This is a genomic window from Bacillus sp. V33-4 (assembly GCF_002860225.1).
In the GTDB taxonomy this organism is placed as follows: Bacteria; Bacillota; Bacilli; order Bacillales; family Cytobacillaceae; genus Bacillus_BJ; species Bacillus_BJ canaveralius.
The window spans coordinates 60,130-72,459 of record NZ_PGVC01000009.1 but is presented as its reverse complement, the minus strand read 5'-3'; the positions used below and the strand labels follow the sequence as shown (position 1 = coordinate 72,459).

14 protein-coding genes are annotated in these 12,330 nt (G+C 39.3%); 9 read left to right on the top strand and 5 right to left on the bottom strand.

What is annotated here, in order from left to right; translation table 11 throughout:
• Positions 1-134 precede the first annotated feature (134 nt).
• From CVD23_RS04170 to CVD23_RS04145, 6 genes are all read left to right on the top strand, one after another.
• On the top strand, positions 135-353 hold the full coding sequence (locus CVD23_RS04170) for a DUF1659 domain-containing protein (RefSeq protein WP_101579314.1): 219 nt from the start codon (positions 135-137) through the stop codon (positions 351-353).
• 29 nt (positions 354-382) lie between these two features.
• On the top strand, positions 383-601 hold the full coding sequence (locus CVD23_RS04165) for a DUF2922 domain-containing protein (protein WP_101579315.1): 219 nt from the start codon (positions 383-385) through the stop codon (positions 599-601).
• Between the two features lie 89 nt (positions 602-690).
• The gene (locus CVD23_RS04160; protein ID WP_101579316.1) at positions 691-828 is read left to right on the top strand and encodes a YvrJ family protein; all 138 of its coding nucleotides are present in this window, start codon (positions 691-693) and stop codon (positions 826-828) included.
• Between the two features lie 201 nt (positions 829-1,029).
• Positions 1,030-1,230, top strand: coding sequence for a cold-shock protein (locus CVD23_RS04155; protein ID WP_101579317.1), 201 nt, complete (start codon positions 1,030-1,032; stop codon positions 1,228-1,230).
• Positions 1,231-1,435: 205 nt separating this feature from the next.
• Entirely contained in the window at positions 1,436-2,581 is a 1,146-nt protein-coding gene (locus CVD23_RS04150) for an exonuclease SbcCD subunit D (RefSeq protein WP_101579318.1), read from the top strand.
• Positions 2,578-5,715, top strand: coding sequence for an AAA family ATPase (locus tag CVD23_RS04145; protein ID WP_101579319.1), 3,138 nt, complete (start codon positions 2,578-2,580; stop codon positions 5,713-5,715). Before CVD23_RS04150 ends, CVD23_RS04145 begins: the two co-directional genes overlap by 4 nt.
• Before the next feature lie 280 nt (positions 5,716-5,995).
• On the opposite strand, the gene CVD23_RS04140 is transcribed toward CVD23_RS04145, so the two are convergent.
• The 4 genes from CVD23_RS04140 to CVD23_RS04125 all read right to left on the bottom strand — a co-directional run bounded on the left by CVD23_RS04140 (position 5,996) and on the right by CVD23_RS04125 (position 8,849).
• On the bottom strand, positions 5,996-6,445 hold the full coding sequence (locus CVD23_RS04140; protein ID WP_245917551.1) for an HIT family protein: 450 nt from the start codon (positions 6,443-6,445) through the stop codon (positions 5,996-5,998).
• Entirely contained in the window at positions 6,432-7,178 is a 747-nt protein-coding gene (locus CVD23_RS04135; protein WP_101579320.1) for a hypothetical protein, read from the bottom strand. The genes CVD23_RS04140 and CVD23_RS04135 overlap by 14 nt, the downstream gene beginning before the upstream one ends.
• Positions 7,175-8,092: an ABC transporter ATP-binding protein gene (locus tag CVD23_RS04130; RefSeq protein ID WP_101579321.1), complete on the bottom strand. Its 918-nt coding sequence runs from the start codon at positions 8,090-8,092 to the stop codon at positions 7,175-7,177. The genes CVD23_RS04135 and CVD23_RS04130 overlap by 4 nt, the downstream gene beginning before the upstream one ends.
• 76 nt (positions 8,093-8,168) lie before the next feature.
• Positions 8,169-8,849, bottom strand: a complete 681-nt coding sequence (locus tag CVD23_RS04125; protein ID WP_101579322.1) for a 7-cyano-7-deazaguanine synthase — start codon at positions 8,847-8,849, stop codon at positions 8,169-8,171.
• 647 nt (positions 8,850-9,496) lie between these two features.
• Here CVD23_RS04125 and CVD23_RS22180 point away from each other — a divergent pair.
• On the top strand, positions 9,497-9,664 hold the full coding sequence (locus CVD23_RS22180) for a hypothetical protein (RefSeq protein WP_257959302.1): 168 nt from the start codon (positions 9,497-9,499) through the stop codon (positions 9,662-9,664).
• Positions 9,661-9,921 carry an SDR family oxidoreductase gene (locus CVD23_RS22175; protein ID WP_373270870.1) on the top strand — a complete coding sequence of 87 codons (261 nt, stop codon included), beginning with the start codon at positions 9,661-9,663 and terminating at the stop codon, positions 9,919-9,921. Before CVD23_RS22180 ends, CVD23_RS22175 begins: the two co-directional genes overlap by 4 nt.
• A gap of 90 nt (positions 9,922-10,011) precedes the next feature.
• Here CVD23_RS22175 and CVD23_RS04115 read toward each other — a convergent pair whose 3' ends face one another.
• Positions 10,012-11,295, bottom strand: coding sequence for a M48 family metallopeptidase (locus CVD23_RS04115; RefSeq protein ID WP_101665276.1), 1,284 nt, complete (start codon positions 11,293-11,295; stop codon positions 10,012-10,014).
• Positions 11,296-11,602: 307 nt separating this feature from the next.
• On the opposite strand from CVD23_RS04115, the gene CVD23_RS04110 reads away from it, so the two are divergent.
• Entirely contained in the window at positions 11,603-12,277 is a 675-nt protein-coding gene (locus CVD23_RS04110) for a diphthine--ammonia ligase (RefSeq protein WP_101665275.1), read from the top strand.
• The last annotated feature ends 53 nt before the right edge of the window (positions 12,278-12,330 follow it).

The following is a 12,330-nucleotide window of genomic DNA, read 5'->3' as shown; positions in this document are numbered from 1 at the left end:
TTTTTATATTTATTCAAATTAACACCTCTTTTCTGAAATCAAAATGGCGAAAGGGGTTTTTTATTTTTCCAAAGAAATAACCTGTCCGATCAGCGTCGATTTTTATATATAAAGGGTGAAGGGAGGTGATCATGATGGCGCAGGGATTGTTAATGGAATCGAGGCTTCGCCTGGTTTTTGAAAGTGGCTTGAATGAAAAAGGAGAGCCGATCTTTAAGACAAAAACCTACAACAACATCAAAAAGGAAGCTACTCCAGATCAGCTTTACCAAACAGCGTTAGCTTTAGCAGGGCTATGTGCGGACCCGTTAAGCACGGTTGAACGGAGTGACAGCTTGGACATTATCGCTTAATGAAAAAATAGGGAGAGGAGGTGGTTAGAGTGGCGAAAACAATGGAATTGCAGTTTTTAACAGATTCAGGTGCGATCGCTAGAGTTTCAGTCGACAATCCCAAGGAACCGATTGATCCTGTTGCAGTGAAGCAATCGATGGACCAAATTATTTTAGCCGGGGCATTTACAACCGCTAATGGTAATCTTGCAGCTGTTAAAGGTGCGAGAGTGGTTGAAAGAAATGTAACCGATTATGAAATAGCTTAAGAACAGGGCCGGGTTCGATTTTGAATCCGGCTTTTTTTCACAAAAATCCATCATCATTTCAGCCTGGGAAGGGAGGAGGAACAGAGCAAATGGAACAGATTATCCCATTCATTAGCGATGTGGGCTTTCCGATTGTTGTGACCCTTTATTTGCTGCATCGAATTGAGGCGAAGCTGGACAAAGTAGTTCTGTCGATTCAGGATTTACCGGACCGTTTGAAGGAATGATGCACTGTTAATAATATGCAATTTATCTTGACTTTACCTGTCTTTTATGGTAAATTGTAATAAGCCATTTTGCATCGTGTTCGATTTTTGCAAATAGCTTATTCAATGTTCCAAACGTTTGGATGAGTAATGTCAAGCTTATACGTTGTAAATCGGTTAATTTACACATGGCTTTTCAGGAGCTATTAGGAGGATTTTTCAATGAAAAACGGTAAAGTAAAATGGTTCAACTCTGAAAAAGGTTTCGGATTCATCGAAGCTGAAGACGGAAATGATGTTTTCGTACATTACTCTGCAATCCAAACAGAAGGATTTAAAACATTAGAAGAAGGCGAAGAAGTTTCTTTCGAAGTTGTCGAAGGAGCTCGTGGACCTCAAGCTGCTAACGTTGTAAAAAAATAATTAAGTAACGATTGTTCACAGCTCAACTCTTTTGGTTGGGCTGTTTTTATTTTGTTAAAAAAATCGCATTAGCAAATTGCTAGCAGTTTGATAGGTTATTGCTATTATTGTGGTGTGCCATTTTCCTTTAACTATGCACGCCATTCAAAATTCTCGTTTGTTATAATGGTAACATCGTAGTATCGATTATGAGAGGTGAAGGTTGTTGAAGTTTATACATACGGCTGACTGGCATTTAGGCAAGCTTGTGCACGGCGTTTATATGACCGAGGACCAGCGCGAGATTTTGAATCAATTTATTCATTTGGTAGAAGAGGAGCAGCCCGATGCGGTTGTAATCGCTGGCGATTTGTATGATCGTTCGGTTCCGCCCACGAGTGCTGTTGATCTCCTTGATGAGATATTGTACAAAATAAATGTTGAGCTCAAAACGCCCGTGGTCGCGATTGGCGGGAATCATGATAGTGCGGAACGCCTTTCTTTCGGAAGCTCATGGTACAAGCAAAGCAAACTGTACTTAACAAGCAAACTGACAGATGATTTACGTCCAGTACATATAAATGGAGTAAACTTTTATTCTATTCCTTACGCAGAACCGGGAACGGTCAGGCAGCTCCTTGCGGATGACAGCATTCATTCCCACCATGATGCGATGAAGGCGCTAGTTGGAAAAATAGAAGAGACGATGAATCATCATGAAGCGAATGTGCTTGTTGGACATGCATTCGTGCTCGGCGGGCAAACGTCCGATTCGGAACGGACTTTGTCAGTCGGAGGTTCGGGGTGTGTGAACGCCGAATTATTTGAGCCTTTTTCTTACACAGCTCTCGGCCATTTGCACAGTCCGGATGCGATCAAGCATGAAAAAGTGAAATACTCGGGCTCGCTATTAAAATATTCTTTTTCCGAAGCGACACAGCGCAAAGCTGTTTCTATCATTGAGATGAATGAAAATGGTGATTTCGAGCTGCGCAGCCGTTCGTTAACACCTAAGCAGGACATGCGCGAACTGGAAGGACATTTAGAGGAATTGCTTGACCCTCACTTTTATCAAAAACAATGCTGTGATGATTACCTGAAAATCACCCTTCTCGATGAGGGTGCGCTGATTGACCCGATCAACAAGCTTCGCCAGGTCTATCCAAATGTGCTCCATCTTGAACGAAAAGCAGCTTTAACAGATATGAAAAAGAAGCGTTCATTTACATCAGTGAAGGAAGAGAAAAAATCAGAACTTGATTTATTCGCCCAGTTTTATAATGAAATGACAACCTCTGAGTTTTCCACGGACAAGCGGGAGATCATGGTGTCTGTAATTGAAAAAGTGCTGAAGGAGGAAGGCCGGAAATGAAGCCGCTAAAATTGATGCTGCAAGCTTTTGGGCCCTATGCCGGCAGCGAAACGATCGATTTCACCACACTGGGAAGCAGGACAATGTTCGTTATTTCCGGAAAAACCGGCTCTGGAAAGACGACGATTTTTGACGGCATCAGCTATGCAATTTATGGGGAAGCGAGCGGAGAAGACCGCGACGGTCCCGGGCTCAGGAGCCAGTTTGCACGGGAAGAGGTGCTGACAGAAGTAGCGCTTGAATTTTCTTTGCGTGAAAAAACGTATTATATCGTGCGCTCGCCGCAACAGGATAAACGAAAAGAGCGCGGCGATGGCCATACGACAATCGGCGCAAGATCAGAGCTTTATGTTTTAAACGAAACAGGTGAACGCCAGCTTCTGGCGGCCAACGTCCGCGATACGAATGAAAAAATAAAAGAAATTATGCTCATCGACAGCAACCAGTTCAGGCAAATTTTGATGATTCCCCAGAACGAGTTCCGTAAGCTGCTGACTTCAGACAGCAAGGATAAGGAGCAGATTTTACAACGTCTTTTTCATACCGAAATATATAAACGGATCGAAGAAAAGCTGAAAGAAGAAGCGACACTTTTGAAAAAAAACGTTGAAAACCAGATCGAAGACAGGAACCGGACCATCAGTGCTGTTCATGTTCTTGACAATAAAGAATTAATAACCCTTTTAACTGAAACTCCTTTGAATGACTCGGTGATCATCCCACTTATCAAACAAGAAGTTGACGCAATGTCCACCCTTCTTGAAAAGATTGAGAAGGAAGGGAAGGCCAGGCAGGAGGATCGGGATAAGCTTCAGCAACAAATATATGAAGCGGAACTGATCATCAAGCAGCTGAACACGAAAAAAGAGCTTGAAGCGAAAATTATCGTGCTCGAAGAACAGAAGAGTGCCTTTGAAAAGAAGGAAAAAGATATCAGCCTTGCCCATAAGGCGGCCTTACTTTCGCAGCAAGAGGAGCTTTGCCATCGCTTGAAGCTTGAGCTGGATGAAAGCAAAAAGCTTCGTGATGGTGTACTTTTGAGTAAAAAGGGCCTGGAAGAGAAGCTTACAGAGTATGAAAAAGCATATCTGTTCGAAAAAGGCAGGGAAGACGAACGAAAAAAGGCAGCAGAGGAAGTTAGCCGCCTGCTTAGTATCGAAAGTGATGTTCGTTCGTTTGCAGATCTTAACGAACAAGTGTCCTCGTTAAGAAGTAAACTGGATGAGTCTGTCTCGCAGCAGCAACAATCGGAAGCCAGCATGACGAAAACAGAAAAACTGTTGAAAGATATGCTTGAAGAGAAGCTTGATATCGAAAAAGCACAGATCGCTTATCTCGAGAACGAGCGGAAGCTTGAAAAGCTAAATGCTGAACATGAGAAACTCACTAAATTTGAACAGCTATTGGTAAAGGAAAAGCAAGCTGAAAGCACCTATGCACAAAGAAAGAATATGTTTGAGCATACGCAAAGCCGGCTGATGGATGCGAGAGCCCTTGTTGACAACCTTGAAGAAAATTGGATTCATGGGCAAGCAGCGATTTTGGCAGGAAAGCTTGAGGATGGCAGCCGTTGTCCGGTTTGCGGCTCTGAACACCATCCGCTCCCGGCTGATGCATCTTCTGAGTCTGTGCCGAACGAGCAGGACATAAAGGCGGCCAAGCAGGAGGCAGCCGCACTTGAGCAGGAAAAAGCGAAAGTGGAGTCGGCGATGTTTGAAAGCCAGTCCTTATTGAATTCGCTTATTCAAAATCGTTCAGAGCTGCAAGCACAAATCAATCTCGAAAGTGGAGAAAATAGCGGTGAGCAGGTACGGATGCTGAAAATCAATATGGAAGCAGAACGAGAAAAGCTTAGCGAAATTCAAAGGCAGCTCCAGGGCAAAAAAACGAAGCTTGCTCAAGTGACTGCTGTTATTCACAAGGCTGAAGAACAGAAGCAGGCAATCCAGGTGCAATTACAGGAGCTCGCCCGCGCAATTCAAGATTTAACGATTCAATACACAGAAAAAAGAACAAACTTGATGAGAATCGAACAAACAATTCCCGAGAGCATCAGGACTCTGGCAGCCTATAAATCTGAACTCGAAAACGCTGAAAAAAGGGTGCGGAATTTGCAACAACGTCATGAAAAAGCCCAGGAGCTCTACAACGCGACGAAAGAAAAATTAGCAGGTGAAACAGCCCGTCATAATGAGCTTGAGAATCAGGCAACCAGTTTAGAACGGAAGCTTGGAATTGAGCGGGAAGCGTTTAAAAACAAGCTGTCAGAGCAAGGATTCGAAAATTACAACGTATACGCTGAAGCGAAAAAAACAGAAGCGGAAGTTGTCGAGCTTGAGCACGCTGTCCGCCAATACCGGGAGGAATATCGATCTGTGTCTGACAGGCATGCGGAATTTTCCGAGCTGCTTAAAGATGTAAAAGAACCGGACCTTGAAAGCATGAACGAAAACTTTAAGCAAATCACTGAACAGATTAAAGAGCTGCAGGAGCGTTACACCGATTTATTGATGAAAAAACGCAACAACGAGAACATTGTCTTAAAGGTCGATGAAATAAATGCGACGATGAAAGCACTTGAGGAGAAGTACAATGTTATCGGTCATCTATTCGAAATTTCAAAGGGGCAAAACACATACCGGATCACCTTTGAGCGCTTTGTCCTTGCTGCGTTTTTAGATGATATTTTAGCTGAAGCCAACGTGCGGCTCGGCAAAATGACGAATGGCCGTTACGAGCTGCTGAGAAAAACGGACCGTTCAAAGGGAAATGCCCAGAGCGGGCTTGAATTGCTCGTTTTCGATCAGTATACCGGCCAGGAACGCCACGTCAAAACACTTTCCGGAGGAGAAAGCTTTAAAGCGGCCCTTTCCCTTGCACTCGGTCTGGCAACTGTCGTCCAGCAATATGCAGGTGGAGTATCATTGGAAACAATGTTTATTGACGAAGGCTTTGGCACTCTCGACCCAGAATCACTCGACCAGGCGGTTGAAGCGTTGATGGATATTCAAAGTAGCGGCAGGCTAGTCGGCATTATCTCGCACGTACCTGAGTTGAAAGAGAGAATTGATGCACGGTTGGAAGTTATCGCATCGCAATCGGGAAGCAGAACAGAATTCAAGTTTATCAATTGAGAAACGAAGAGCATCGGACGGACGATGCTCTTTTTTCTTCTGTATTCACCAGGAGATCAACTTATCTAAAAGAATCCAGCTATTATTTCTATTTAAATTTCCATATAATCTAATGGAATAAGATTGTCTGAAAAAATAGTTAATTTTTGGTTACTTATATATATAAAATGTGCCCTCCAAGTACAAAGTTTTAATTTCTGAACAAATCCTTACACTTATTTTCTGACAAAGCACGTAAACCTTTTTCACTCTTACCGTATGGTTTTTCAGCAGACCCTAATTAATCAATTTGTTTTCTTTTAATTTTCTCCCAAATCTGAAGTAGATTATTTTTCTCCGCTGCAATATGATCCGTATACAATTTGAAGCTGAAATTTTCATCTGAGTGTCTAGGTATAATATGAAAATGAATGTGCTTAATATCTTGTTGTGCTTGATCTCCATTATCCGAGAGAACTGTAAAGTCATCACAAATGCCTGACTTAATTAATATTTGGGAAACTTTTATTAAGGAACTCATTAAAGCATTAGAAAGACCGGGTTCATCTAAATAATCAAGTCTCTCAATATGTTTATTAGGTATAATTAATGTATGACCAGAAGTGACAGGATTTATATCAAGAAATGCTGTTACATATTCATCTCTATACACTTCGAAACACGAAACTTTTTGTTTTATAATATCACAAAATATACATGTCCCCATTTTTTTCACACTATCCTTTACCAAGTGTTCCTCTCTTTCTAACGTTTGTTTCGCAAATAATAAAAAATAGCACTCCCATACAAAAAGTTAAAATCGAGGTAATCACAAATAATAAGTACTCTGAAATAAATATAGAATTTCCCACTATACTACGTTTTAAGAGTATAGTAGTTGAATATATGGGCATAATGATAGCATAAAAGCTATCATTTGGTGGCAATGATATAACAGCTAGCAATAAATACTGTAAAATTGGTATTATATCTTGTACCCTTTTGTATACTAACGCAACTCCAGCCATTACAAAACCAATCCCATACATACCTAGTAAGGAAATCAGCAGTACAGCAAGTGAATTCAGGCCCAATTCCACACTAGAGTTAGTAGTTATTAAGATTAAAATGACTAATAATACAGTTCTTGCGGAATTTACAATATTATCAGCTATAATTTTTGAAAAAAGAATAATCCAAAATGAGTATGGAGATAACCACCATTGTTCAATGGTACCTCTTGTTGATTCATTTAATATTACCCAGCCTGGTTCAGTAATAATCGCAAGTGAAAAGTACCATAAAGCATAACTCACAATAAAAATGGCACGTGAGTTACTATCCGTTTCCACAATATTATTAAATAACGTATATAAAGCAAAAAAAAGTAAAAAAGAATTTAAAATGGTAAATGCCATCCCAATTTTTCTATTAAGTATTAGATGCATCTCCTTTATGAAGTTCGCCTTTAAAAGCTCTATCATGCCGTGTCCTCATTCAACCAAAAATTTTTATAAGCTTCTTCTAATTTAGGAGTTGTCTTATTTATACTTTCAACATTTGCAATAGTCAACATTTTAAGGTAATCGTTAAGTTCAAACCCATTTTGATATTGTAATAAAATTTCATTTCTATCTTCAAAGACTTCATAAGCTATACCTTTATGTAAAAGGTTTTGGAGATCATTTTCTGGAATTTTTGTTTTATATGTAATTTTACAGTTAATCTGTGCATATTTGTTGATAAAATATTCAGGTTTGTCATTAAAGAGAATTTTACCGTTATGAATTACTATTAGCCGATCTGAAAGTTTTTGTAGTAAATCGAGTTGGTGAGAGGTTATAAGAACAATTTTCTCATTAGCCTTTGTTTGAGTAATAAGCTTTTCAAACTCATCAATTGAAAAGATATCTAACCCAAGAGTTGGTTCATCTAATAATATTATCTTGCTTGGAAGGATAAAATTTAAAATGATAGACACTTTTTGCTGCATGCCACGTGAAAGTTTGAAGATTGGTTTTGAAGCATGGTCATACAAATTAAATATCTTTAGGTAATAATCAATACTAGACTGTACATGACTCGAATATTTAAATCCCTTTAATCTATACAGATACTGGATATTTTGGTATAGCGTGAGTTCTGCATAAAAATTTCTATTACCTTCAAGCATTAAAGACATTTGTTTTAAATGTTTTTTGTTCCATTTTTCACCATATACTGTTATCAATCCTTTATCAGGAATTATTAATCCTGTTAAAATTTTCATTAGTGTTGTTTTTCCTGCGCCATTATGCCCTACTAAACTTACAATCTCTCCTTCATTGATATTAAAGGAGACATTATCAATAACATTTGATTCTCCATAAACTTTACTAACATTTAAAACACTCAACATTTAAACACACTCCTTAAAGCGATAATTAGTAAGAGCCTATATTTCTAATACAAGAAAAATAGGCTCTTACCTGCGATCAGGCCTTTATTTCAGCCTCAGATATTTTATTGATTTTATTTTCATAAAGAGTATTGTCGGTAATTCCATTATCTTTAAAAGCATGTTGTCTATCCTTACACGGTTCACACCAACCGCAATGAATGGTGCTGTTTGATGCACAACTCCATGTTTCTTCAATTGGAACACCAAGTTCAAATCCAATTTTTAAAACTTCAGCTTTTGTTTTATCGAGGAATGGCGTATGAATTTTAAACTCATTACCTAATTCGATTGAAATAGCCTTAGAAAGTAAATTAAAGAATTCATAATTATTTTCTCTAAATACAGCATCATCTTTGTGAACTGCATAGAACAAGTGGTTTGCACCAATTTGAGCCGCATATGAAGCTGCCAATGATATTGCAATTCCCGCTCCAAATGGTTTTATTTGAATTTCTCGAGATATAGCTTTACGAAGGATATGAATGGGACCACCATCACTCATGTAAAAATCACGTAAAACATTCTCGAAGCTAATAAATTTATGTGTTTTACTAACATGATTGGCAATGTACTTAGCTGTTCTTTTTTCTGCCTCCCCTTCTTTTTCTCCGAAGTTAAAGGTTAGGGTATGCAGTTCGAATCCTTGCTGTTTAATCCAGTATGCCAGAGATGATGAGTCTGGTCCTCCAGAAAGTAATAGTAATGCTTTTTCCATTTAAATTCCTCCTTCTCATGAATTATATTCATTATAGTCACAATTATTAGAAAATTCAAGTTTTACTAATAAATTTTTCAAAAAAAGTAAAAAATTCATTTTAAAGCATTTTATTTGTTCATAAACTTCATATAGAATAAATTGTTTGATATGTAAGAATTATTGATTTACGGACTTTGATATTTCAGAAATAGAGAGCTTTTTCTAACCAATTATTAATCTTTCCATATATCGGACTCATAAGGACATTTTTCTCGTATTCCCTATAAGTTTTGACCTTCATGAGCAATAAAAGCACCCGCTCTCTTTAGCCCATCTGAAGATAGCTGGTAAATGTTAAATTCAAGTTATATAGATAAATAGTTAAGGAAAGAAGAATAGAATATTTCGATTATATTTTTCCTAGTATTTCCATATATATGTTTTGACTGATCATAGTTGAGATTGAAATGGGGATTATTAAGAAACAATTTCCGAATGCTTCTGGGAGGTGCTGAAATAAAACAAAGTTAACGGCAAAACATAGAGAGACACACTAACCTAAATATGGATAGCGGCAATTTTAAGAATTGGATTTGTTGAAATTGAAGGCGTTGAGAACAGATATAACGAAGGAAGATGGAGCAGTATCGATGTGAAATAAAGTCATGAGTAGAGTATTAACAGGAAGTTTTCTTATGGCATTGGCAGTGTCCCCTCATTTAAAACGGCCAGGTGGACGAATTATCAATATTAGTTCAATTGCAGCGTTTACGGGTGCAGCCGGGCCGGTTCAACTGCATATGCTGCTGCAAAGGCCGGTCTTCACGGACTGACTACCGGTCTTGCGAGAGAATTGAGTCCTCAGGGAATCACAGTAAACGCTATTGCACCCGGATTCATCGCGGATACTGGATTTACAGGACACTGGCCATCTGAACGCATTGAGCAAATTGTTTCACAAGTTCCGGTTGGCAGAGCTGGACATGCAAATGATATCGCTGCCGGGATAAAGTATTTAGCATCTGAAGAAGCTTCGTTTGTAACAGGGGAAATCATTAATATTAATGGCGGCTGGTTGTTTGGCAGGTAGCATAGAAAAAGGCTTTTGTATACGAATTGAGCATACAAAAGCCTTGCCTTTTATACGGTGAATCACATCGTACTCACCAGAAATCAATTATCATGGTTGTACCGACTTTAAAAGCTCCACAAATTCTCCATAACCATAATCTTTTGCATAATCAAGTGCCGACATACCCTCACTGTCTACTAACGTCGGATCAGCGCCTGCTTCAAGCAAAATTTTAACGGCTTCCAGGTTTTCCATCGACACGGCAGACATTAAAGGTGTCCAGCCATATTCATCTTGAAGGTTTGGATCAGCACCATGTTCGAGCAGTGTTGGAATAAAGTCTGTTTCATCATAGCTAATTGCCAGTGTCAATGAAGTTTCCCCATACTCATTCATTTCATTTGGATCGGCGCCGTCAATTAATAGTTGTTCTGCCTCAGCAAGATCTTCATTAAAAATAGCTTGCTGTAAAGGTGGATCCTCCGCACTTAACATCCAATCAAGGGAAGGGACATTCTCGAGAATTTTAAACCCAGCGAAAAATAGTCCGGCAGACAAAGCAGGGAGCAGTACAAAAATAGTAAGCATAATTGCCACTAGCTGCTTTGTTTTTTTGACAAGAGGTATACTAGGTTCACCATGCAAGAATTTTTCTATTTCGTTTATTCTCTTTGGAATTGGCGGGTGCGTGGACAATAACTCTGTCATTGTCGCGAAGAACCCTTTTTTCTCATTGTATTGCTGCTGATATTCTTCTATATTTACATCTTTGTAGAGTCGTCTCCCAGCTGCTAAAACCAGTAAGCCATTAACCGCACCTTCGGGTTCATCGGTATAGTATGCAGCCATCCGATCGCAAGTGAATTCGGCCATTCTCGAAAAGCCGACCCCGACAAATGGTACCCACATAGCCGAAAACACAAGCAATGTTTTGACGATGTGGTTTCTTTTAATATGGGCGAGCTCATGGGCGATGACATAGTCGATTTCTGAACCGTTTGATTCAAGTGAAATGTCCACGAAATCCGAGTATAAGACGACCATATTCTTGCCGAACAGCGCAAAAACTTTGGTGGCAAAGGCGTTTAACGTCCCGCCAGACTCAACTATATATACTTCAGGTATTTGCTTAAGTTCCATTCTCTGGCTAAGCGTTTCAACCTTTTTATACAGCTCCGGAAATTGTTTTTCCCTGAGGCGAATCCCATTCAATTGAATATGGGAGATTGAGATCGCATGTGAGAAAAAAGACAGTAACGCAAAGAAAATAAAAATAATAATACCGATGATCGATAGTAATAAATAAAGAGTAACTAAAACAGCTGTGATGATACAAATAGCGAAAAGCAGCGTTTCTTTCTCGTGAACCAATTCTGGCCTCTGATTTTCCATGACTTCATTCTCCTTATGAAATAAAATTCCCCTGGTGTATCTTTTCTCTCTTTAATACGGCGTTTCTTCCAGTTAGCGATCTGATCGTATTTGAAATTCTAATGGTTAGTTTTCGTTATTTATAACACCTCCAATGACATAAATGTAATCGATTATTCATATTTTTGAAATGTTTTTTTAAAAGTAAACTAATGGAAGAGGAAAGCGACTGTAAAAATGTTTCTATTCAACAAGGGAAAATATGATATTTTAATGTTATGGGTTTTGTCTTAACGGATTAGAATAACGTGAAAAGGGAGTTTGCTAAGTGGAAAAACGAATTGTTTTATCGTGGAGTGGCGGAAAGGATGGATGCATGGCGCTTGATAAGCTTACTAGCGAAGGTCATAAGGTTGCCTGTCTCGTTACAACGGTGCCTCTGGAACTGGGAAGAACGTTCGGACATGGAGAGAGGCTTGAGCTGATTCGGATGCAGGCGGAAGCGCTATCGATTCCGCTCCATTTTATTGAGTGTACGTTTGAAGAATATACAACTAAATTTATAACCAACTTAGTAGAATTAAAGGAACAGTACGCATTGACTGATATAGCGTATGGAGACCTGTATTTGGATGAACATCGCCAGTGGGGAGAGACCAGTGCTGCAAAAGCCGGACTTAATCCGCTGTATCCGCTTTGGATGAAGAAGGAACAGTCATTGCAAGCACTTGAAAAGTTTGTCAACTCCGGTTACCGTGCTGTGGCGGTTAGGGTCCGGGACGAACTTCTTTCCGACGAGTGGCTGGGAAGAGAACTGGACAACGCGTTTGTCAATGATATTGCGAGGGAAAATGTCTGCCCAATGGGAGAGGCAGGGGAATACCATACTTTTGTCTACGATGGCCCTTTGTTTAAGAAAAGAATCGAACTTGAAGCGGGTGAAATCGTTCAGTTGGAAACCACGAAGCGCCTTGAACTTAAAGATTTTCGGTTTGATGATTAAATTTTGTATTCATTTTATTAAACTATGAAAAGCGTCTCAAAGAAATCACGAGC